Here is a 22935-nt window from a genome sequence, read left to right as displayed (position 1 = left end):
CTCAGCGGCGACGGAACTGGCCGCCGCGCACGGGGGGACGCGGACCGGAGGCACGCTCGTCCTTGTGGCGGAACACGAGGCGGCCCTTTTCCAGGTCGTACGGCGACATCTCCACCGTCACCCGGTCCCCGGCCAGGGTCTTGATGCGGTTCTTCTTCATCTTGCCCGCGGTGTAGGCCACGATCTCGTGGCCCTGGTCCAACTGCACGCGGTAGCGGGCATCGGGAAGGATCTCGATCACGAGACCGTCGAACTGCATCAACTCTTCTTTTGCCATACACCCTCTCCAGTCGAACCGTCCGGCAGCAGGCGTTCCGGCAAACAATGCGTTCGACAACCCGTGTCGTCTGAAAAACGCCGGAGCGCGACGGTCCGATCCGTGAAGACGGATCGCGGCTGCCCGGCGGCGAAGCACGGATTTAGTCGTGAAGGAAGGGCGCCGCAAGTCGGCTGTGGCGTTCCCCCGGCCGCCATACCGCCTCTTTCGTCACCGGAACGGTCAGGAGGGCGGCTCCTGCCCGGCATAGTCGAGGCGCCCGTCGGGCATGCGGCGCCAGACCCGGAGGACCACCGCGCCGCCGCTGAGGTCGCCCCGCCCGTCGAAGGCGACCGGCCCGAGCACCGTCTTGAAGCCGCCGTCGTGCAGGGCCTGGGCCAGCTTCCGCCCATCGACCCGCCCGGTCCTGCCGTCGAGCGCCCGCCCGCGGTCGAGGGCCTGGGCGAAGAGTTGCACGGCGGCGTAGGCCCCCGTCGCCACGGCATCGGCCTCGGGGGACCGGGGCGGGCGCGGCGCCCGACCCTCCGGCAGACGGGGAGGGTCGGGGGGCATCGTCATCACGGTCCCCTCCCCCGCCGGGCCGAGGGCGGCGAAGGCGGCGCCGAGGATGCCGTCGCTCGCCACCAGCGTCGCGCCGAGGCGAGCCTCGCGCATGGCCCTGACAAGCCCGGCGGCATCCGGCCCCAGGCCGCCGAAGTAGACGGCCGCGACTTTGGCCGCGGACAGGCGCGCCACGAGCGGGCCGAAATCCCTGGTGCCCCGGTCGATGCCCTCGAAGACGGCCTCGCGCCGGTCGAGTTCATGGAGCCGCCCGGCGACGGCGTCCGCGAGGCTGCGCCCGAACGTGGTCTGGTCGCTGACGATGGCGACGGGGCGGCCGGCGAAGGCCTTGGCAAGGTAGTCGGCGGCGGCTCTCCCCTGCTGCGGGTCGCCGGTGCCGAGGCGGAACAGGTTCCACAGGCCCCGTCCCGTCAGGGGGCCGTAGGTGGCGCCGGGGGCGATGACGACGGTGCCGGCCCGCTCGCCGGCCGCCGCCGCGGCGGCGACGGCCGCAGATTCGAAGGGCCCGACGACCATCGAGATGCCGTCGGTGGCGAACCGCGCCGCGATGGCCCCCGCCTGCCGGGGGTCACCCCCGTCGTCGGCGACCGTCAGGGCGAAGCGTTGCGGACCCGCCCTGTTGAGGTCGGCCACCGCTTGCTCCGCCCCGAGGCGGAGCCCCTGGCCGAAGGCGGCGTCCGGTCCGGTGAGGGGGGCCGACAGGCCGATCCTGGCCGTCGCCTGGGCGGCGGCGGGGAGCGAGCCGATAAGGCCGAAGATCGGGCAGAGGATCAGGCCGAGGGTAGCGGAACGGGCTCTCATGGTCCGGTGCGTCCCCGGCGGGTGCGGAGTGGCGCGAGTATAAGCCGCCCTCCGCAGTCCGGCGCAACGCGGCTTTTTCTTCGGGGCACAGGCGATCGCACGCTTTTTCCGCCGGCGTCCCGCATCCGCAGGGTCGCGATCCGCGGCGAACTGCGCGATAAGGCGGCCGGCCCGCAGTGCCGCGGCGGCGAGACTTCGTCCCCGGCGGGCCGCCTCCGCCGTTTCGGGACACATTCAATGACCTCGCTGTTCGCCGGCATCCAGGATGCGCCGCTCGACCCCATCATGCGCCTGTTCGAGGCGTTCAATGCCGATACCCGCCCGGGCAAGCTGAACCTCGCCATCGGCGTCTACACCGATGCGGAAGGCAAGGTGCCGCGCCTGCGCGCCGTGCAGGAGGCCGAGAAGCGCTGGATCGACAAGGCGCTGCCGAAGACCTACCGGCCGATCGAGGGGACGAAGCCGTTCCGCGACGCCGTGCAGGCGCTGCTCTTCGGGGCCGGCGCGCCGATCCTGTCGCAGAACCGCGCGGCGACCCTTCAGAGCGTCGGCGGAACCGGCGCCCTTAAGATCGGCGCCGACGTGCTGGCCAAGCTGAAGCCCGGCGCCACCGTGGCCGTGAGCGACCCGACCTGGGAGAACCACCGCGCCCTGTTCACCCAGGCCGGGTTCACCGTCGTGGACTATCCCTATTTCGACGCCGAGACCGGCGGGGCCGACTATCCGGCCATGCGCGCCGCCCTGGAGGCCCTGCCCGGGGGCTCCATCGTGGTGCTGCACGCCTGTTGCCACAACCCGACCGGGGCGGACCTCACCCACGAGGAGTGGGCCGACCTCGTGCCGCTGATGCAGTCCCGCGGGCTCATCCCCTTCCTCGACATCGCCTACCAGGGCTTCGGCCTCGGCCTCGACGACGATGCCGCACCGGTGCGGATGTTCGCCGAATCGGGCCAGGAATTCCTCGTGGCCTCGTCCTTCTCGAAGTCGTTCTCGCTCTACGGCGAGCGCGTCGGCGCGCTCACCATCGTCGCGTCCGAGCCGGCCATGCGCGCCAAGGTCGAGGCCCTGGCCAAGCGTCTCGTGCGGGCGAGCTACTCGAACCCGCATACCCACGGCGCGGCCATCGTCGAGACGGTGCTCACCGACCCCGCCCTGCGGGCCGATTGGGAGAAGGAGCTCGGCCAGATGCGCGAGCGCATCAAGGAGATGCGGGTGCGGATGGCCGACAGCCTGCACCAGCGCCACCCCGACCGGGGTTTCGAGGCGATCAAGGTGCAGAAGGGCATGTTCTCCTACACCGGCCTCACCCCCGACGAGGCGGTGCGCCTGCGCGACACCCACGAGGTCTATGCCCTGGAGACGGGCCGGGTCTGCGTGGCCGCCCTCAACGCCCACAACATCGACCGGGTGCTCGACGCCATCGACGCCTCCGTGAAGGGCTGACGCCCGGGGACGGCGCCGCGATGCCGCGGCGGCGCCGTCCGCTTTGCGTAAGTAGGTCCCAAAAAAGTCCTTAAGATCGGGCTGCGGTGGGGGCCAACCCCAGGGACACCGCCAGCCCCATGCTCAAAACCGCCTTCGTTGCCGCACGCGACCGCCAGCGGCTGTCGGAGATTGCCTCGATCCTGATCGGCTTCGGCGTGACCCGCGTCGTGGATCGGCTCGGTCTGCGCGCCCTCCCCCTGCTGCCCCGTCGCCAGCCGCGCCTCGACGTGACCCGCCTCTCCGAACCCGAGCGCATGCGCCGGGCCATCGAGGCGCTCGGGCCGACCTTCATCAAGTTCGGCCAGATCCTGGCGAGCCGGCCCGACCTTCTCTCCCCCGCCTGGACGGAGGAGTTGCAGAAGCTGCACAGCCAGGTCGTCCCCGTGTCGTGGGAGCAGATCGGGCCGCAGCTGGAGCAGGATCTCGGCGCCCCGCCCACCGAGGTCTTCGCCGAGTTCAACGTCGAGCCGATCGCCTCGGCCTCCATCGCCCAGGTCTACCGGGCGCGCCTGCACTCGGGCGAGGACGTCATCGTCAAGGTGGTGCGGCCGAACCTGCGCAAGATCATCGAGGCCGACCTGCGGCTGATGGCGCACGGCGCCCGCATCCTGGAGACCGAGTGGCCCGACATGGCCCGCTACCAGCCGCGGGAGCAGATGCGCCACCTCGCGGACGGCCTCAACGGCGAACTCGACCTCCTCAACGAGGCCCGCAACTGCGAGCAGCTCGCGCAGATCTTCGTCGGCCGGGACGACATCATCTTCCCGAAGATCCACTGGGAGTACTGCTCCGAGCGGGTGCTCGTGCAGGACTTCATCCACGGCATCCCGCCCAACGACGACGCGGCGCTCCAGGCGGCGGGGATCGACAAGAAGCTCCTCGCCCAGAAGGGCACCGACGCGTTCCTGCAGATGGCCCTGATCGAGGGCCAGTTCCACGCCGACCCGCACCCCGGCAACATGCTGGCGATGTCGGGAAACCGCATCGGCTTCATCGATTTCGGCATCATCGGCCGCCTGTCCCAGCGGCGGCGCACCCAGCTCCTCGTGCTGATCGGCGCCATGCTGAAGCAGGACGCGGACGGCCTGATGGCCGTGCTGCTCGACTGGACCGGCACCAGCAACCCCGACCTCACGAAGCTCCAGGTCTCCGCCCAGTCCTTCGTGGAGAGCCACTCGACGATCCCGCTGAACCTCGGGCTCGTCCTCACCGATTTCATGAACATGGCCCGCGAGAACGACCTTGCGATGCCCACAGACCTCGCGATCCTGTTCAAGGGCCTCGTGACGGCCGACGGCGTGATGCGCCACCTCGACCCGAACTTCGACCTGTTCGCCGCCGCCGGGCCGACGGTGCAGGCGAGCATGCGCTCGCAATTCTCCCTGGACGGCCTGAAACAGAAGGCCGAGGCGTTGGGCGCCGGCCTCTTCGGGGCGGCCTCGGAACTGCCGACCCTGATCCACCTGATGCTGGTGCGGCTCAAGCAGGGCCGCGTCACCGTCGAGATCGAGATCAAGGGCCTGGAAAAGGTCACCCGCGGCATCGAGCGGGCCGCCGCCCGGGTCGCAGTGGCCCTGGTCGTGGCTGCATTCGCGACCCAGCTCGCCCCCCGCCTCATCGATTTGGGCACGCCGGTCTTCGTATCGATCGGCCTCGTCGTCTTTATTCTGGGGATCGGCTGGCTGGTGCTTCTCATGCGAAAGCGCTGAGGCGCACACCGAATACGAATTTCGTATCTCGTCGTTTTGTCGCAAGTGGGGAAGGACAGACTTCGCTTGCGGCACCCCGGCACCGTGTTACCGTTCCTGACCCCTCGAATCGCGTGATCGCGGGCGGGGCGTCGGTTCAGAAGCGGGCCTATCCGTCACCGTCGTCTTCGCCTCGACAGATCGTCGCCAGTCTTGCCTTCGGCGGGTCACGGCTGGGTCTCGCCCCGACAAGGGGTCTGCGATGCGGGGTACGGCGGGGGCGCTGTCATGGATCTGCGGGTTGCGCTGACGGAACAGGATCAGGCCGGTGGCCGCCTCCGGCTGCTCGAGGGGGAGAATGCCCGCCTGCGCCGGCTGCTGAGCCAAGCGATGGAGCTGGCCGGCATCGCGAGCGAGCGCAACGTCCATCTCGGCCACGTGGTCGAGACGGAGCGCGTCGCGGCGGAGACGAACGCGGCCCTCTACCAGCGCGATCTCGAGGACGGCGCGGCCCGGCTGGCCGATGCCGAGGGCCTGAACCTGAAGCTGAAGGTGAGTGAGGAGTTCGCCCGCCGCATCCTCTGGTCGACGAACGACTTCGTCGCGATGCTCGACCTCGACGGCGGCCTGCTCACCATGAGCGAGAACGGCCCGTCGATCCTCGGCCTCCTCACCGCGGCCGAGGCGACCGGCCAACCCTTCGTCGATTTCTGGATCTGCCCCGAGAGCCGCGCCGCCGTGCTCGGCGGCCTGCACGCGGCGCGGCTCGGGCACTCGAACCGCTTCAAGGCGGAGCTCGAAGTCCGCGACGTCTCCACATGGTGGGACATCGCCGTCACGCCGATCCACGGGGCGGACGAGCGGCCCGAGCGCATCCTGGCCGTCGCCCGCGACATCACCGAGTTGAAGAACACCGAGGCGCGGCAGACCCTGCTGATGCAGGAAATGGCGCACCGGATGAAGAACACCCTGGCATTGGTCCAGGCGGTGGCGGCGCAGACCCTGCGCAACGCGGAATCCCTGGCCACCGCGGCGGACGCCCTGTCGGCGCGGCTCCTCGCCCTGGCGCAGGCCCACGACGTGCTGGTGCGCGGCTCCTTCGCCAGCGCCCCCCTCCGCGCCCTGGTGGAGACGGCGGTGACGCTCCATGGGGACGGCAGGCCCGGCCGCTTCCGGATCGACGGGCCGGACGTGACCCTGACCGCCCACCAGGGCATGACCCTGGCGCTGATGCTGCACGAGCTCGGCACCAACGCCACGAAATACGGTGCGCTCTCGACCGGGGCCGGCCACGTGGCGGTGTCTTGGACCGTGCTGGACGCGGCCCCGGGCGGCCAGCCGGTCCTTTGCTTCCGGTGGGAGGAGGTGGACGGACCCGCGGTGGCGCCGCCGACCCGCACCGGGTTCGGCACCCGGCTGATCGCCCGGAGCCTCGCCCACAGCTTCGGGGGCAGCGTGCGCCTCGACTATCCGGTCTCCGGGGCCGTGTTGAGCTTCGAGAGCCCGCTCCTGTCGGTCCCGGCGGAACCCTACGCCCTGCAGATGGCGGGCTAGCCCCTTCTCCGGTCAGCCTCCGCGACGCCTCACCAGGGCGTCGTGGGTGGCGTCCCGCGCCCGCCGGGCCTCGCCGAGGGGCGCGGCGATGTCCTCGCCCCGCTTCACCCGGTGTTCGAGGGTCCGGCACGCCTCGGAGAGGGCGTCGCAGCCGAGCATCCCCGCCATGGACACGAAGGTGTGCGCCTCGCGGCCGACCTCCGCCGCCGCCCGCCCCTCGCCAGGGAAGGCCTCGGCGAGGCTGGCGATGAACCGGTCGATCAGCTTCTCCAGCCGCTCCATCCCGATCACGTCGGCGAGTTCGTCGATCGTGCTCGCGTTGACGAGTTCGGGGGTGGACACGGGACCGGGCTTCCTGGAGTTGGAGATTGCCTTTCTGCCATGCAGAATGCCCCGCTTAAGCAGATCCTCCAACTCAGCTCCATCGTCGGCCGATCACGTTGTCGTCGCGGAGATGGTCCCGACCCGGCGTCCGGGGGGACCGGGAGCATAATTGTGGCGAGCCGAACGCGACCGTGAGGACGAACAGCCTGCGGGCGCGGCTGCTCGCCCTCTGGATGATGCTGCTGGCCTCCGGGGCCGCCACGGGCCTGCTGCTGTACGGCCTCTACGGGCAATCCACCGCCGTGCAGGTGGCCGAGGCGGAGGTGGCGGTGACCCGCGGCTGCCGCGAGATCATCGACCGGATGGCCGGGCGGAAGGGAAAGGTGTCGGTGGGCCTGTCGCCGGAGCGCGTCGTCTCCCTGGCGCTCGAAACCCTGCCCGGCGTCGAGGGCGGCATCTGGACCGAATCCGGCGGCCCCGTGGCCTACGCCTTCCCGACCTACGAGGGCACCGGCCCGAAGACCGACCTGCCCTCGGCGGAGCGCCCGATGATCGCCGCGGTCAACGCCGAGGCGCTGCATGTGGAGCACGCCGTCACCGTCCGGCAGCCGAACCGGACGCAGGTGCTCGTCCTGCAGGGCTGCCCCCTGAGGGCCTACGCCCCGGACGCCAGCGCCTGGACGATGATGCGCGCCCACGTGGCCGAGGGGCCGCCCTACACCCGCCTGCTGGTGGGCCTCGCCTTCCTCGCGGTCACGGTGGCGGTCTCGGCGGCCTTCCTCGGCCGGTTCCTGATCGGCTTCTCCCGGCGGATCGCCCAGCTCGAAGCGGCCCTGGCCTCACCCCTGGCGGAGGCCGGGGACCTGCCGCACCTGTCACCCACCGGAGAGCGCGAGCTCGACCGGCTGGTGGAGGCCCTGAACGCCGCGGGCGGGCGGCTGCGCGTCGCCCGCGAGCGCGCCTTGGCCGCCGAGCGTCTCGCCGCCGTCGGGCGGCTCGCGGCGGATCTCGCCCACGAGGTCCGCAACCCCATCGCCGCCATGCGCCTGAAGGCCGAGAATGCCCTGGTGAGCGGCGAGCCGGAACGGGCGGCCACCGCCCTGAAGGCCGTGCTGGGGCAGATCGCCCGGGTCGATGCCCTGCTGAGGGACCTGCTGAACCTCACCCAGCCGCGCACCATCCAGCGCCGCCCCACCCCGGTCGGCCCCCTGCTGGCGGAGTGCGCGCAGTACCATCGGGAGCTGGCGCAGGCGCGGGGCATCGCCATCGCCATCGCGGCGGCCGAACTGCCGACGCACGAGCATCCTCATCTCGACCGGGCGCAGATGGTCCGCGCCATCGAGAACTTGATCCTGAACGGCATCCAGCACAGCGGCGAGGGCGGTTGCGTTCGCCTCGAAGCCCGGCAGACCGTCGAGGACGGCGCCATGCTTCTCGTGCTGGCGGTGTCCGATGCCGGCCCCGGCGTCGATCCGGAGGTGCGGTCGGAGATCTTCGAGCCCTTCGCCACCGCCCGGCCGGGGGGGACCGGGCTCGGCCTCGCCATCGTGCGGGAGATCGCCCGGGCGCATCGTGGCGACGTGCGGTTGGCGGCGACGGCGCCCGGGGAGGGCGCGACCTTCATCATGGAGCTCCCATGGCGACCATCCTGATCGTCGATGACGACGCCGCCCTGCGGGAGGGCTTGGCCGAGACGGTGGGCGACCTCGGCCACCTGCCCGCCGTGGCGGCGAGCGGCGGCGAGGCCCTGACGCGGCTGGCGGCCGGTGGGGTGAACGCCGTGCTCCTCGACCTGCGCATGCCCGGGGACCTCGACGGCATGGCGACGCTGGCCCGGATCCGGGCGCAGCCGAACCCGCCGCCGGTCCTCGTGCTCACCGCCTTCGCGAGCCCGGCCAACACCATCGAGGCGATGCGGCTGGGTGCCCACGACCACCTGACGAAGCCCGTGGGCCGGGCCGACCTCGCCGCCGCCCTCGACGGGATGCTCCAGCGGGCCCGGCCCGACCCGGTGCAGGAGACCCGGCGCCCCGCGGGCGGGCTGGTCGGGTCGAGCGAGGCGATGCGCCGGGTGCAGAAGGCCATCGGCCTCGTCGCCGACGGCCCGGCCACGGTGCTGATCGGCGGCGAGACCGGCACCGGCAAGGAGGAGGTGGCCCGCGCCCTCCACGCCTTCTCCAGCCGGCGGGAGAGGCCCTTCGTCCCGGTGGATTGCGCCGCCATCCGCCCGGACCTGCTGGAGATCGAACTGTTCGGCCATGCGCGGGGCGGTTTCCCCGGGGCCACCTCCGACCGCAGCGGCGCCTTCGCCCAGGCCGCCGGGGGCACGCTGTTCCTCGACGAGGTGGGCGACATGGCCCCCGCCATGCAGGGGAAGATCCTGCGGGTGATCCAGGACCGCACGGTGACGCCCCTCGGCGGGCGCCCCCTCCGGGTCGATGTCCGGCTCGTTGCGGCGACCCACCGGGACCTTCCGGCCCTGGTGGCCGAGGGCCGCTTCCGCGCCGACCTCTACTATCGCCTCGCCGTCGTCCCCATCGCCCTGCCGCCCCTGCAGGAGCGCCTCGCCGACATCGTCCCGCTGGCGGAGCATTTCCTCGCCGCCTTCGGCAAGCGCCTGAGCGCCGGCGCGGCGGCCCGGCTGCTGGCCTACCCATGGCCGGGCAACGTGCGCGAGTTGCGCAACGTGGTGGAGCGGGCCGCGTTTCTGGTGCGTGGCGGACTGATCGCCCCCGAGGAGATCGACCTGCCGGGATCGGCCGCGGCCGGGGCGGCGGTGCCGGAGGACGAGACGACCGACCTGCCCGGCGCCGTGGCCCGGCTGGAGCGGCGGATGATCGAGCGGGCCCTCGGCGCCGAGGGGGGCAACCGGACGAAGGCCGCCAAACGGCTCGGCATCCAGCGCCAGCTGCTCTACGCCAAGATCGAGCGGTACGGCCTCGCCTGCGAGGACCCCGCACTGTCGCAAATCGCGACGGATGATGTCGCTAAACCCGACAGCGGAACCACGCTCCCGGACGTCGGAGACTAGTCGAATCGCCTATTATCCTCCGTAAGTCCGATCCAGCCGTCTCCTCCCGGAACCGCCGGGGGGTTGGCGCGTCTTGGTGGCGCCCGGTCCAGAGGGGCGGGCGGACGGTGGAGCATGGCGCGATGACGGGGCCGACGGCTGCGAGCGAGACCTGGGACGGCCGGACGAAGAGCCCCTCGGCGAAGGCCCTGCGCGGCCTCGACGCCCTCAACTTCTTCCTCGCCGACGTGCGCGACGGCCTCGGCCCCTACCTCGCGATCTACCTGATCGCCGTGCGCGGGCCCGACCAGGGGTGGAACGAGGCCACGACCGGCCTCGTGATGACCATCGCCGGCATCCTCGGCCTCATCGCGCAGACGCCCGCGGGCGCCTTCATCGACAGCACCAACCACAAGCGCCTCGTGGTCATCGGCGCGGCCATCGCCGTGACGGCGAGCTGCCTCGTGCTGCCCTTCGTCTCGAACTTCTACGTGGTCACCGCCACCCAGTCCGTCGCCCACGTGGCGGGCACGATCTTCCCCCCCGCCCTCGCCGCCATCACCCTGGGCCTCGTCGGCCCCAAGATGTTCTCCAGGCGGATCGGCCGCAACGAGGGCTTCAACCACGCGGGCAACGCGACCTCGGCGGCGCTGGCCGGGGGGCTCGCCTACTTCTTCGGCCCGGTGGTGGTGTTCTGGCTGATGGGCGTCCTCGCGGCGCTGTCGATCGGCGCGATGCTACTGGTCCCCGCCAATGAGATCGACGACGACCTCGCCCGCGGCATGACCAGCGAGGAGGAGAAGGCGGGCGACCAGCCCTCCGGCCTGAAGACGCTTTTCAAAAGTAAGGGCCTGCTGCTCTTCGCGATCCTGTGCGCGATCTTCCACCTCGCCAACGCCGCGATGCTGACCTCGGTGGGCCAGTTGCTGACCCACATCTCGGGCAAGGACTACGCGACTTCGCTGATCGCGGTCTGCATCGTGGCCGCCCAGCTCGTGATGGTGCCGACGGCGATCTTCGTGGGGGCCAAGGCCGACGCCATCGGGCGCAAGCCGATCTTCCTCGTCGCCTTCGGCATCCTGGCCCTCCGCGGCGTGCTCTACACCTTCTCGAACAACCCGTTCTGGCTGGTGGGCGTGCAACTTCTCGACGGCATCGGCGCGGGGGTCTACGGCGCCCTGTTCCCCGTCGTCGTGGCCGACCTGACCCGCGGCGGCGGACGGTTCAACGCCGCCCAGGGCGCCGTGGCGACGGCCCAGGGGGTGGGCGCCTCCCTGAGCGCGACCTTCGCCGGGCTGATCATCGTGTCCGCCGGCTACTCGGCGGCGTTCCTCAGCCTCGCGGCCATCGCAGGCGTCGGGTTCGCCCTGTACCTGACCCTGATGCCCGAGACCCGGGACACCGTCGCCGACGCCGCCGCCGGAGGGGGTGACGGGGGCCTGCCCCGCGCCGCCGTCGCCTGACCCCCCGCCGCATCGGACGAGAGCCATGAGCGCACCGATCCCGGGAGGGGAGACCCGCCCCTTCCTCTTCCTGCACGTCGGCGACCAGCACCTGACCGTGCGCGACGCGCGCCACCACCAGGACCTCATGGCGATCTTCCGGCAGATCGCCGGGCTTCCGCAGGGCAGCTTCGATTTCGTCTACCTCCCCGGCGACATCGCCGAGAACGGGGCGGCCGGGGAGTACACGCTGATCGCCGAGATCCTCGGGGAGCACGCCCACCTGCCCTTGCTTCTGATCCCCGGGGATCACGACCGGCAATACGGCACGATGGACGAGTTCCACGCCTTCCACGCGGGCGTGATGGCCGAACGGCACCCGCCGGTGACGAACAGGCTCTTCCAGCCGCCGGCCAGGGCGGGGGTCGATCCCGAGCGGAAGGACATCCCGCAATATTACTTCGCCCAGGATTTCGGGCCGGTGCGCGCCCTGTTCCTCGACATGATCAGCGCGGGTTACGGCCAGAAGGGCAAGGGCCTCGATTTCCGCCTCGGACCCGTCCAGATGGCGTGGCTGAGCGACGAGGTGGTGCGCGCCCGGGCCGAGGCGAAGACCTGCGCCGTCTTCATGCACGCCTACCCCGACGATCTCGAGGAGAAGGAGGCGGCCGAGGTCGCGGGCCTGTTCTGGAGCGAGGGCGTCCGGCTCGGGGAGATGGGCCACACCCACTACAACGAGCTCGCCCATGACGGGCGGACCACCTACGCCGCGGCCCGCTCCGTCGGGCAGAACGAGGATGGCTCGGTGGGCTACGCGGTCGGCGCCATCGACGGTGGCGAGGCGAGCTGGCGTTTCCGGCCCCTGGACCGGACCGCGCCCTTCGTTCTCATCACCAGCCCGGCCGACCGGCGCCTCGCCACGCAGCCGGTCTACGCCGACGCCGCCGGCCGCCTCACGGTCCGCGCGGTCGTGCTGTCGGACGAGACCCCGGTGCTCTGCCGGTGCCGCGTCGATGAAGGCGCTTGGCACGAGATGTCGCCGGCCGGCGGCCAACTCTACACGGGCTCGGTGCCCTGGAGCCTCGGCATGGGCAGCATCGAGGTCGAGGCGGTCCATCCCCGTTGGCCGGGCTACGGCCCAGACTTCATCGACCGCGACGTGATCGAGCCGGTGGGGCGGGTCTTCCTCGACCCGCAGCGACCGGCCCGACCCGGCAGCGATGCGTTCAGCCTCGGCGCGTGGCTCGAGAAGGGCGTGCGCGGCGACCAGCTCGGCCCCAACCGGGCCGGGCGTGATTGGTGATCGATTCCCTTTCCTTCTGACCGAAAGACCCCCTGCCCGATGGGTGCCCTGACGCTGACACCGAACCTCGCGACCTGGGGGATCGCCGCCCTGGCGACCCTGGGCGTGATCGTCCGCCCCTTCTCCTGGCCGGAGGCGATCTGGGCGGTGCTCGGCGCCGCCCTCCTCGTCGTGCTCGGCCTGCTGCCCTGGCAGGTCGCCCTCGACGGCGTCGCCAAGGGGACGGACGTCTACCTGTTCCTCGTGGGCATGATGCTGCTCGCCGAGATCGCCCGGAAGGAAGGGCTGTTCGACTGGCTGGCCAGCCGCGCCGTGCGCGCCGCCAACGGCTCGGCGACCCGCCTCTTCCTCCTCGTCTACGTCGTCGGCACTGTGGTGACCGTGTTCCTTTCCAACGACGCCTGCGCGGTGGTCCTGACGCCGGCCGTCTACGCAGCCACCCGGGCGGCCAAGGCCGAGCCGCTGCCCTACCTGTTCATCTGCGCCTTCATCGCCAACGCGGCGAGCTTCGTGCTGCCGATCTCGAACCCGGCCAACCTCGTGGTGTTCGCCGAGAATATGCCGCCGCTTGGCACGTGGCTGCGCCTGTTCGCCCTGCCCTCGCTCCTGGCGATCGTGACGACCTACATCGTCCTTCGCCTCACCCAGGCCTCGTCGCTGAAGGAAGGGATCGAGACTGACGTGGAGACGAAACCCCTGGAGACCGGCGGCAAGGTCGCCGGCCTCGGCATCGTGCTCACCGGCGTGGCCCTGATCGGTTCCTCGGCGGCCGGCATCGAGCTCGGCCTGCCGACCTTCATCGCCGGCCTCGCCACCGCCGTCGTGGTACTCGGCATCAAGCGCGGCGGCGTCGTCGAAGTGGTGAAGGACGTATCGTGGAGCGTGCTGCCCCTGGTGGCCGGGCTGTTCGTGCTGGTCGAGGCGCTGGAGAAGACCGGCGTCCTCAAGATGCTCGCCGACACCCTCAAGTCCTATGCCGCCGGGGATCCGACGGCGACGGCCTGGGCGGGCGGCGCGGCGGTCGCCGTCGGCGCCAACCTCGTGAACAACCTCCCGGCGGGCCTGCTGGCCGGCGCGGCCGTGCAGACGGCCCAGGTCTCCCAGAAGGTGGCGGGGGCGATCCTGATCGGCGTCGATATCGGCCCGAACCTGTCGGTGACGGGGTCCCTGGCCACGATCCTCTGGCTCACGGCGATCCGCCGCGAGGGGCAGAACGTGTCGTTCGGCGCCTTCCTCAAGCTCGGCGTGCTGGTGATGCCTCCGGCCCTCATCCTCGCCCTGGCCGCCCTCCTCTACCTCTGACCCCCCCTTGAACTGCGGAGACCACGCGGCGTGACTGCAACCCTGCTCTACCCCTTCATCATCGTCGCGGGGTGCCTGCAGGCGCTCGGCAACTCCATGAACGCGCAGCTGCGCGGCAAGATGGTCAACCCCTGGCTGGCGGCGACGGTCTCGTTCCTGCCGATCGTCTTCGTGTTCGCGACGCTGTTCTTCGTCATGCCGACGCCTCTCCCCACCCTCGACACCCTCGGGAAGATGCCGTGGTACGCGCCGCTCGGCGGCGTGGCGGGCGCGGTGGCGGTGTTCGGCGGGCTCGCCTTCATCGACAAGGTCGGCGCCGGGCCCTTCAACGGCCTGACGCTGACGGCCAACATCGTCACGTCGCTGGCGCTGGACGCGTTCGGCTTGTTCGGCCTCCAGGCCGCGGGCTTCAAGCCCCTGCCCTGGCTCGGCGGCTTGCTCATGGCCATCGGCGTCGTCTTCATCGCCCGCTCCGGCGGCAAGAAGGACGGCGGCGAGGAATCCAGCACCACCGGCAAGCTGCTCTACCCGTTCATCATCGTCGCGGGCGCCCTCATGTCGATCGGCGTCGTGTGGAACGCGCAGCTGCGCGGTGCCCTCGAGAACCCCTGGCTCGCGGCCACGGTCTCCTTCGTGCCGGTGGTGTTCGTCTTCGCCTTCATCTTCCTGCTGCGGCCCACGCCGCTGCCGACCCGGCAGGATCTCGCCGGCGTGCGCTGGTGGATGCCGCTCGCGGGCATCACCGGGGCGGTGGCGGTGTTCGCCGGGCTGCTGTTCGTGGACAAGGTGGGCGCGGGCGCCTTCAACGGCCTGCTCATCACCGCCAACCTCCTCACCTCCGTCGCCCTCGACCATTTCGGCTGGCTCGGCATGAAGCAGGTGCGGGCGGGCAAGGCGCGCCTGTTCGGTGCGGCGGTGATGGTGGCCGGAATCGTCCTGATCTCGGTGTTCTGAGCGGCACGCCCCATGAGGGCGGGGGACGCGTCCTACCCGGCCTTGGCGCCGCTGGGACCGGTGGCCGCCACCGGCTCCGGCGGCGCCTTGCGGGAGAAATAGTAGAGATCGACCGCCCGCCAGAAGGCCCCGCGCTCGTCGTCGCTCCGGCGGGCCAGAGCGGCCTCCAGATGCGCCATCGCCTCCCGGGCGATCTCGCTGCGCTGCAATTCGTCCATCAGGTCGGACCGGTCCGGCATTGCAACCTCCGCGCGACAAACAATCGGAAGTAACGCCTCCCCCTTGAACCGCGATCCATGAGGGGGCGAACGGCTTGCCAGAGGCCAAGCTGTCGCTACGATCACCGCACTGCGAAAGCGTATCGCGGGGGATTCTTCATGCAGCTTCGTCATCGCTTCCTCCGGTCCGCGGCCCTGCCGCTGGCCCTCGCCTGGGGGCTCCATGCCGCGCCGCTCAGCGCCAAGGACATGCCGGCGACGTCCGCGGCGTCCGAGGTGCGCAAGCCCAACGTGGTGATCATCGCCACCGGCGGCACCATCGCCGGGGCCGGCGCCGACGCCACCAACAGCGCGAGCTACGCCTCCGCGAAGGTGCCGGTCGACAAGCTCATCGCCGCCGTGCCGCAGATCACCACCGTCGCGAACGTGCGCGGCGAGCAGGCCTTCCAGATCGGCTCCGAGAGCTTCACCGACGCCAAGCTGGTCGAGCTCGCCAAGCGCGTCTCGGCGCTCCTCAAGCAGGACGACGTCGACGGCGTGGTCATCACCCACGGCACCGACACCCTGGAGGAGACCGCGTTCTTCCTCGACCTCGTGGTGAAGAGCGACAAGCCGATCGTCGTGGTGGGCTCCATGCGCCCCTCCACCGCCCTCTCCGCCGACGGGGCCCTGAACCTCCTCGACGCCGTGACGGTGGCCGGCAGCAAGGACGCCATCGGCAAGGGCGTCACCGTGACGATGAACGACTACATCCAGAGCGGTCGGGACGTGACCAAGCGGACCAACGTCGTCCCCAGCGCCTTCTTCAGCCAGTGGGGGCCCCTCGGCATGGTGGTGGAGGGCAAGACCTACTTCTACCGGACGCTGGCCAAGCGCCACAACACCAGCTCCGAGTTCGACATCGACCAGATCGACAGCCTGCCGCTGGTGGGGATCGTCTACGGGTCGGGCAACATGATCCCCGCCGTGTACGATGCGGAGGTCCAGGCCGGCGCCAAGGCGATCGTCCACGCCGGCACCGGCAACGGCTCGGTGGCGGACTACCTCGTGGACAAACTCAAGGACATCCGCGCCAAGGGCACCCTCATCATCCGCTCCGCCCGGGTGCCGGACGGCTACGTGGTGCGCAACGCCGAGCAGCCCGACGACAAGTACGATTGGGTCGTCTCCCACGACCTCAACCCGCAGAAGGCCAAGATCCTCGCCGCCGTCGCGCTGACGAAGACCAGCGACACGAAGGAACTCCAGCGCATCTTCTGGGAATACTGAGACGCCGCCCGTCCCCCTCCCCCGCTTGCGGGGGAGGGACGGCGTGGGGGGGGACGAATTCTCCACCTGAGGCGGCCCTCCCCTCGACCGGGAGGGCTGGTGCCGGACCCGGTCGCCGCGATGCCCGCCGCCCCCATGCGCTCCGCGCTCGGTGCAGGCATGTCGAACGGGGGCGTCTTCACCCTGGGGATTCTGCGGTAGAGTCCCGGAAATGGAAGCCGCAGGAGACCATCCCATGACCGAGCTTCATCCCGAGGTCGCGGCCGTCACCGCCCGGATCGTCGCGCGCTCGCGGGACAGCCGCCGCGCCTATCTCGACCTGATCGAGCGGGAGCGGGACTCGGGTGTCCACCGCCCGACCCTGGCCTGCGGCAACCTCGCCCACGGTTTCGCGGCGTCGGGGGAGGACAAGGCGGCCATCCGTGCCGGCCGGTCGATGAACATCGGCATCGTCACCGCCTACAACGACATGCTCTCGGCCCATCAGCCGTACGGGCGCTACCCCGACCAGATCAAGGTCTTCGCCCGGGAGCGCGGGGCCACCGCGCAGGTGGCGGGCGGCACGCCGGCCATGTGCGACGGCGTCACGCAAGGGCAGCGCGGCATGGAGCTGTCGCTGTTCTCCCGGGACACCATCGCCCTGTCGGCGGCGGTGGCGCTCAGCCACGGCATGTTCGACGGGGCGGCGCTGCTCGGCATCTGCGACAAGATCGTGCCCGGCCTGCTGATCGGGGCGCTGCGCTTCGGCCACCTGCCGACGATCCTGATCCCGGCCGGGCCGATGCCCTCGGGCCTCGCCAACAAGGAGAAGGTGCGGATCCGCCAGCTCTATGCCGAGGGCAAGGTCGGCCGCGAGGAGCTGCTGGAATCCGAATCCGCCTCCTATCACGGGGCCGGCACCTGCACGTTCTACGGCACGGCCAACTCGAACCAGATGATGATGGACATGATGGGCCTGCACATGCCGGGCGCCTCGTTCATCAACCCCGGCACGAAGCTGCGGCAGGCCGTGACCCGGGCGGCGATCCACCGGCTCACCGAAATCGGCGCCACGGGCAACGACTACCGGCCGCTGGGGCGCTGCGTGGACGAGAAGGCGATCGTCAACGCCACCGTCGGCCTCCTGGCCACCGGCGGCTCGACCAACCATGCCATCCACCTGCCGGCCATCGCCCGGGCGGCGGGCATCGTGATCGACTGGGAGGACATCGACCGGCTCTCGGCGGCGGTCCCGCTGATCTGCCGGGTCTACCCGAACGGCGCCGGGGACGTGAACCACTTCCACGCCGCGGGCGGGATCAGCTTCGTGATGGCCGCCCTCCTCGATGCGGGGATGCTGCACGACGACATCCTCACCGTGGCCGGCGGCTCCCTGCGCGACCACGCCCGCGACCCGAAGCTGTCCGGCGACGAATTGGTGTTCGAGGACGCGGTGCCCGAAAGCCTTGACGACACGATGATCCGCCGGCCGGACCGGCCGTTCCAGGCCGATGGCGGGATGCGCCTCGTGAGGGGGAACCTCGGCCGGGCGACGTTCAAGACCAGCGCCGTCGAGGCGCAGCGCCAGATCATCGAGGCCCCGGCGCGGGTGTTCTCCGATCAGGACGAGGTCCTGGCGGCGTTCAAGGCCGGCGAGCTGGAGCGGGACGTGGTGGTCGTGGTGCGCTTCCAGGGCCCCCGGGCCAACGGGATGCCGGAGCTGCACAAGCTCACGCCGCCCCTCGGCGTGTTGCAGGACCGGGGCTTCAAGGTCGCCCTGGTGACGGACGGGCGGATGTCCGGCGCCTCGGGCAAGGTGCCCGCGGCGATCCATCTGACGCCGGAGGCGCTGGCCGGCGGAGCCATCGCGCAGATCCGCGACGGCGACATCGTGCGCCTCTCAGCCCCCGAGGGCCGGCTGGAAGTGCTGGTGGACGAGGGCGAGTTCGCCGCCCGCGACCGCGCTCCGGCCCCGAAACCGAAGGCCGGCACCGGCCGCGAGCTGTTCGCCTTCATGCGCTCGGGTGCCGACGGGGCGGAGCAGGGCGCGTCCGCCATGCTCGCCGCGGCGGGGCTCTGAGGGCGGGCGCCGGGCGCGGGCGAGCCCGCCGGCCATGGCGGGCGCCTCCAAGACCACTGCAGAGACCCACCGGGAGACCGCCATGAACCAACCCGCCCGCATCGACACGCTGATGCGCTCCGTGCCGGTGATCCCGGTTCTGGTGATCGAGGATGTGGCCCAGGCCCGGCCCATCGCCGAGGCCCTCGTGAAGGGCGGGCTCACCGCCCTCGAAGTCACCCTGCGCACCCCCGCCGCCCTCGACGTCATCCGCGCCATGGCGGAGGTCGAGGGGGCGGTGGTCGGCGCCGGCACCGTGCTCAATCCGCGCGATCTGGAGGCCGCCCTGGCGGCGGGGGCCGAATTCATCGTCTCGCCCGGCCTCACGGCGCCGCTCACCGATGCGGCCAAGGCCAACGGCGTGCCCTACCTGCCGGGGGTCGCCACCGCCGCCGACATCATGCGCGGGCTGGACCACGGGCTCGACCGGTTCAAGTTCTTCCCCGCCGAGGCGGCCGGCGGGATCAAGGCCCTGAAGGCGCAGTCGGCGGTGTTCGGCCAGGTGCGGTTCTGCCCGACCGGCGGCATCACCGAGGCCACCGCCCCGGACTGGCTCGCGCTGCCCTCCGTGCTCTGCGTCGGGGGAAGCTGGGTGGTGAAGCCCGGTGCACCCGACAGCGCGGCCATCAAGGCGGCGGCGCGGGCGGCGGCGGGCCTGCGAAAGGGGTGAGCGCATCCCCTCCCGTCATCGTCGGTGCGCGTATCGTGAGGCGATGACGCGGCGGGGTTATTCCGCCGGCACGGCCGCCCTCTGCTCCCGGGGCACGACGCGGTCGCCGTCCTTCTCCAGCACGATCCGCCGGTCGTGCAGCGCCTCGAGCGTCGAGCGGTGGCCGATGGAGACGATGGTCGTCCCCGGCAGACGCTCCCGCAGCATCCGGTAGATCGTCGCCTCGGAGGGTTCGTCCAGGGACGCGGTGGACTCGTCGAGGAACAGCCATGCGGGCTTGGCCAGGAGCGCCCGGGCGATGGCGAGGCGCTGCTGCTCGCCGCCGGAGAGGCGCCGCTCCCACACGTCGTCCTCGTCGAGCTGGTCCACCAGGGCGGGGAGCTGGGCGTCCACGAGGGCCTGACGGATCTCGTCGTCCGAGAACCGGGCGCGGTCGTTGGGGTAGACCACCGCGTCGCGCAGGGTGCCGAGGGGAATGTAGGGCCGCTGCGGCAGCAGCAGCGCCGACTGACCCGCCGGCACGTCGATCCGGCCGCGGCCGAAGGGCCAGATCCCGGCGATCGCCCGGAACAGGGTCGACTTGCCCGAGCCCGAAGGCCCCGTCACCAGGGTGGCCGCCCCCTTGGTCAGGTTCAACTGGTCGGCCGTGAGGATCTCCCGCCCGTCGGGCAGGGCCAGGGCGAGGCCGGTGGCGGTGACATCGCCCGTGGTCCCGTTGCCCTGGGTGAGGCCGCCGCCGGGGGAGGCCAGGGCCTCGGCCTTGGTCATGGCCCGGCGGAATGAGCCGAGACGGATGGTGTTGGCCTTGTAGGCGGCCAGCGTCGTGTAGGCGTCCACGAAGAACGACAGGGACGTCTGCACCTGCCCGAAGGCGTTGCCGGTCTGTTGCAGGACGCCGAGGGTGATCTTCTTGGCGAAGAACGACGGCGCGGCGATCAGGTAGGGGAAGATGACGCTCGCCTGCCGGTAGCTGAAGGTGAAGGCGATCAGCTTGATCCGGCGGAAGATGATGTGGGTGTAGTTGCCCACCACGAGGTGGAACAGGCTGGCGAGGCGCCCCGCCTCCGCCTTCTCGCCGCGCAGCAGGGCGATCTGCTCCGAGTACACGCGGGTGCGGGCCAGCGAGAAGCGGAAGTCGGCCTCGACCCGCTCCTGGCGGAAGTTCAGCCCGATCAGCGGGCGGCCGATCAGGTGGGTCAGCCACGTCCCGACGACGGCGTAGGCGATGACCAGCCAGACGAGGAAGCCCGGCACCACCGTGTCGGTGAAGGGCAGCACGAAGTCCCGGGAGATCGTCCAGAGGATCACGATGAACGAGACCAGCTGCGCCGCCTGGCTCAGCAGCCGGATCGACAGGCTCGCCGTCTGCCGGATGAAGGCGTCCACGTCGGACTGGATGCGCTGGTCCGGGTTGTCCGCTTCCTCATCGGTGAAGGGGATGCGGTAATGGGTGCCCTGCCCGAGCCAGCGCTCGGTGAGGCTGTGGGTCAGCCATGTCCGCCAGCGGATCAGCAGGGACGAATCCACGAACAGGTCGAACATGCCGATGGCGATGTTCAGCGCCGCCAGGGGCACGAAGATCCACAGCAGCTGGTGCCAGAACGCCTCCGCGTTGTACTCCTGGAGGGAGTTGTACATGTCGCGGTAGAAGAAGTTGAACCGCAGCGTCAGGGCGACGTCGGCGAAGTTCACGAAGATCGACAGGGCGACGAGGTTGCGCCCGATGCGCCCCTCGGTGCTGCCGAACCAGCGGAACAGGCTGATCTCCTTGGTCGGCGCGTCGCGGTTGGCGAAATACGGGTCGGCGATGCTGGTGATGGCGCGGATCGGCTCGACGTAGGAGATACCGAGCACGATGGCCGCGAAGACCACGGCGCCGGTGGCCGCGAAGGGCGGCGGCAGCAGGGCGGCGAGGACGGGGGGAAGCACGCCGGCCTCCGCCAGGGCCCGCGACCCCGCCAGCAGCAGGTAGCCGATGCCGTAGACCGAGACGAAGACCTTCAGGTAGGCCGAGATCGGGTTGGCGGCGATGAGGATGCCCGCCATCGCGAAGCCGGCGAGCGAGACGTAGAGGGGCGGGCTGGGCACGCCCGGGAAGGCCAGGAGGATCAGCGCACACAGCGCGGTCACCACGGCCTGGATACCGAGTCCGGTCCTGATCGCCGCCACACGCATCTCCCTCGACGTTCCCCCGGCCGTCACGGACGGCCGAGGCCCGCGCACATGGGCGCGGGACGTGGCGAGATAGCGGCGGGGCTTGCCCCTGTCGCGTGAAACTTCGGACAGGTGAACGACGGGCGTATTTGTCGCTGGCAACCGAAGCGTGCGTGCCGGCGCGGCGAGACAACGCTCGGAGGATCCGCGGCCGGCGCGACCGCGAAATCCGGGACCGTGCGGCGTCCCCCCGGCGGGCCGCTCCCGGGCGGACCGGTCAGGCGACCTTGCGCGGCACCAGACGCTCGCTGCCGAGGGCGTCCTGTGCCCCCGACACGCCGGCCTCGGTGTATTCGGCATCCTCGTTGACGCGCCAGACGTCGTGGAGGCGGGCGCCGGCACGGATGTTCTCCACCGTCAGCATCGCCGTCATCATGGCGTGGTCCTGGTTGTTGTACTTGTGCATGCCGTTGCGCCCGACGAGGTGCAGGGTCGGGTAGTCCCGCTCCAGCTCCCGGCGCACGGTGGCGACATGGGACGCGTAGTCCTCGTCGTAGACCGGATACGCCTTCGGCTGGCGCACCACGCAGGCATCGACCACGTCCGCCGGGTCGATCAGGCCGATCCGGCCGATCTCCGCCTTGGCGAGGGCGACGAGATCCTCGTCGGGCGATGTCCACAGGCCGTCGCCCTCGAAGCAGAAATACTCGAGGCCGAGGCAGGTATGGGCCTCGTCGGGAATCATCTCCGGAGACCACGACCGGAAGTTCTGCACCCGCCCGACCTTCACCGACGGATCGTGGATGTAGATCCAGTTGTCGGGGAAGGTCTTGTCCGACTTGGCGATGAGCGCCACCGTGATGAAGTCGCGGTAGGCCAGCGCCCGCGCGTTGAACGTGCTGAGCGGGCGCGGGCGGATGGCGTTGACCAGTTCCCGCACCGGGGCCGAGGACACCACGTGCCGGGCCGTGAAGGTCTCGCGGCTGCCATCGCTGCGGTGGGCCGTGACGGTCCAGAGCCCGGTCTTGGCATCGAAGTTCAGGGAATCCACCGTCCGGTCGAGGAGCACGCGGCCGCCCTGGCCTTCGGTCTTCGCGGCGGCGGCCTCCCACATCATGCCGGGGCCGCGGCGGGGGTATCGGAACGATTCGATCAGCGTCTTGATCACAGGGCCGCCGGCCTTCGCGCGCCGACGCAGGCCGAGCGAGCGCTTCACCCCGTCGCGAATCGCCGATCCGAGGTCGAGCCCCTTGATGCGCTGCGCCGCCCAATCCGCGGAGATGGCGTCGCACGACAGGCCCCACACCTTCTCGGTGTAGGTCTTGAAGAAGATCGAGAACAGGCGCTCGCCGAACTGGTTGCGCACCCAGTCATGGAAGTTCTTGGGCTCTTTGACCGGCCGGGCGCGGGCGTAGAGGTAGGAGGCGACGCAGGCCACGCTGGTGGCCACGCCGAGGTTCTTCAGCGCCTCGAACGCCTTGAGCGGATAGGCGTAGTACTTCCCATTGTAGAAGATGCGCGAGAGCCGCGGCCGTTCGATGAAGTCGTTGGGAAGGATCTCGTCCCACAGGTCCACCACGGCCTTCGACTTCGAGAAGAAGCGGTGGCCGCCGATATCGAACAGGTAGCCGTTATGGGAGACGGTGCGGGAGATTCCACCGACCTGCCGGGGATCGCTCTCGAGCACCGTCACCCCGTGACCGTGTTTCGACAGCAGGTAGGCCGCCGTCAAACCGGCGGGTCCAGCTCCGATCACCAGCGTCTCGGTGTGGTGGCTCATCAATCGCTCCGGCCCGAATCGCTCCGGGTTTGCGTGGGATGGACT

At 70.8% G+C, this 22935-nt stretch carries 18 protein-coding genes; 12 read left to right on the top strand and 6 right to left on the bottom strand.

Going from position 1 to position 22935, the window contains the following annotated elements; all coding sequences use genetic code 11:
• Nucleotide 1: 1 nt before the first annotated feature.
• Entirely contained in the window at nucleotides 2–277 is a 276-nt protein-coding gene (infA, locus tag MKK53_RS22780) for a translation initiation factor IF-1 (RefSeq protein ID WP_238250273.1), read from the bottom strand.
• Nucleotides 278–499: 222 nt separating this feature from the next.
• The gene (locus tag MKK53_RS22775) at nucleotides 500–1639 is read right to left on the bottom strand and encodes a branched-chain amino acid ABC transporter substrate-binding protein (RefSeq protein WP_243931083.1); all 1140 of its coding nucleotides are present in this window, start codon (nucleotides 1637–1639) and stop codon (nucleotides 500–502) included.
• A gap of 237 nt (nucleotides 1640–1876) precedes the next feature.
• Here MKK53_RS22775 and MKK53_RS22770 point away from each other — a divergent pair, with 237 nt between their 5' ends.
• From MKK53_RS22770 to MKK53_RS22760, 3 genes are all read left to right on the top strand, one after another.
• On the top strand, nucleotides 1877–3082 hold the full coding sequence (locus tag MKK53_RS22770) for an amino acid aminotransferase (protein ID WP_243931081.1): 1206 nt from the start codon (nucleotides 1877–1879) through the stop codon (nucleotides 3080–3082).
• A 119-nt stretch (nucleotides 3083–3201) separates the two neighbouring features.
• Nucleotides 3202–4833, top strand: coding sequence for an ABC1 kinase family protein (locus MKK53_RS22765; RefSeq protein ID WP_243931079.1), 1632 nt, complete (start codon nucleotides 3202–3204; stop codon nucleotides 4831–4833).
• Nucleotides 4834–5100: 267 nt separating this feature from the next.
• Nucleotides 5101–6366 (top strand): sensor histidine kinase, encoded by a 1266-nt coding sequence (locus MKK53_RS22760; RefSeq protein ID WP_243931077.1) that lies wholly within the window; start codon nucleotides 5101–5103, stop codon nucleotides 6364–6366.
• Nucleotides 6367–6378: 12 nt separating this feature from the next.
• On the opposite strand, the gene MKK53_RS22755 is transcribed toward MKK53_RS22760, so the two are convergent.
• On the bottom strand, nucleotides 6379–6708 hold the full coding sequence (locus MKK53_RS22755; protein ID WP_243931075.1) for an Hpt domain-containing protein: 330 nt from the start codon (nucleotides 6706–6708) through the stop codon (nucleotides 6379–6381).
• A 173-nt stretch (nucleotides 6709–6881) separates the two neighbouring features.
• On the opposite strand from MKK53_RS22755, the gene MKK53_RS22750 reads away from it, so the two are divergent.
• The 6 genes from MKK53_RS22750 (at nucleotide 6882) to MKK53_RS22725 (ending at nucleotide 14701) form a co-directional block, all read left to right on the top strand.
• Nucleotides 6882–8342: a sensor histidine kinase gene (locus MKK53_RS22750; RefSeq protein WP_243931073.1), complete on the top strand. Its 1461-nt coding sequence runs from the start codon at nucleotides 6882–6884 to the stop codon at nucleotides 8340–8342.
• On the top strand, nucleotides 8327–9721 hold the full coding sequence (locus MKK53_RS22745) for a sigma-54-dependent transcriptional regulator (RefSeq protein WP_243931071.1): 1395 nt from the start codon (nucleotides 8327–8329) through the stop codon (nucleotides 9719–9721). Before MKK53_RS22750 ends, MKK53_RS22745 begins: the two co-directional genes overlap by 16 nt.
• Before the next feature lie 122 nt (nucleotides 9722–9843).
• Nucleotides 9844–11163 carry an MFS transporter gene (locus tag MKK53_RS22740; protein ID WP_243931069.1) on the top strand — a complete coding sequence of 440 codons (1320 nt, stop codon included), beginning with the start codon at nucleotides 9844–9846 and terminating at the stop codon, nucleotides 11161–11163.
• Between the two features lie 25 nt (nucleotides 11164–11188).
• A complete protein-coding gene (locus MKK53_RS22735) occupies nucleotides 11189–12445 on the top strand; it encodes a metallophosphoesterase family protein (protein ID WP_243931067.1) in 1257 nt (418 codons plus the stop codon).
• Between the two features lie 39 nt (nucleotides 12446–12484).
• Nucleotides 12485–13747, top strand: coding sequence for an arsenic transporter (locus MKK53_RS22730; RefSeq protein WP_243931065.1), 1263 nt, complete (start codon nucleotides 12485–12487; stop codon nucleotides 13745–13747).
• Between the two features lie 30 nt (nucleotides 13748–13777).
• Nucleotides 13778–14701, top strand: coding sequence for a DMT family transporter (locus MKK53_RS22725; protein WP_243931063.1), 924 nt, complete (start codon nucleotides 13778–13780; stop codon nucleotides 14699–14701).
• 32 nt (nucleotides 14702–14733) lie between these two features.
• On the opposite strand, the gene MKK53_RS22720 is transcribed toward MKK53_RS22725, so the two are convergent.
• A complete protein-coding gene (locus tag MKK53_RS22720) occupies nucleotides 14734–14940 on the bottom strand; it encodes a hypothetical protein (RefSeq protein ID WP_243931061.1) in 207 nt (68 codons plus the stop codon).
• Between the two features lie 138 nt (nucleotides 14941–15078).
• Between MKK53_RS22720 and MKK53_RS22715 the strand changes: the two genes are divergently transcribed.
• The 3 genes from MKK53_RS22715 (at nucleotide 15079) to eda (ending at nucleotide 18956) form a co-directional block, all read left to right on the top strand.
• Complete coding sequence (locus tag MKK53_RS22715) at nucleotides 15079–16188, top strand: type II asparaginase (protein WP_243931059.1); 1110 nt, start codon at nucleotides 15079–15081, stop codon at nucleotides 16186–16188.
• A gap of 235 nt (nucleotides 16189–16423) precedes the next feature.
• On the top strand, nucleotides 16424–18247 hold the full coding sequence (gene edd / locus MKK53_RS22710; RefSeq protein ID WP_243931057.1) for a phosphogluconate dehydratase: 1824 nt from the start codon (nucleotides 16424–16426) through the stop codon (nucleotides 18245–18247).
• Between the two features lie 82 nt (nucleotides 18248–18329).
• Nucleotides 18330–18956, top strand: coding sequence for a bifunctional 4-hydroxy-2-oxoglutarate aldolase/2-dehydro-3-deoxy-phosphogluconate aldolase (gene eda, locus MKK53_RS22705; protein WP_243931055.1), 627 nt, complete (start codon nucleotides 18330–18332; stop codon nucleotides 18954–18956).
• A gap of 57 nt (nucleotides 18957–19013) precedes the next feature.
• Here eda and MKK53_RS22700 read toward each other — a convergent pair whose 3' ends face one another.
• Nucleotides 19014–21125, bottom strand: a complete 2112-nt coding sequence (locus MKK53_RS22700) for an ABC transporter ATP-binding protein/permease (RefSeq protein WP_243931053.1) — start codon at nucleotides 21123–21125, stop codon at nucleotides 19014–19016.
• A gap of 262 nt (nucleotides 21126–21387) precedes the next feature.
• Nucleotides 21388–22890 carry an NAD(P)/FAD-dependent oxidoreductase gene (locus MKK53_RS22695; RefSeq protein WP_243931048.1) on the bottom strand — a complete coding sequence of 501 codons (1503 nt, stop codon included), beginning with the start codon at nucleotides 22888–22890 and terminating at the stop codon, nucleotides 21388–21390.
• Nucleotides 22891–22935 lie beyond the last annotated feature (45 nt).

The organism is Methylobacterium sp. J-076, from assembly GCF_022829405.1.
Classification (GTDB): domain Bacteria; phylum Pseudomonadota; class Alphaproteobacteria; order Rhizobiales; family Beijerinckiaceae; genus Methylobacterium.
This window is presented reverse-complemented; position numbering and strand designations above follow the sequence as displayed.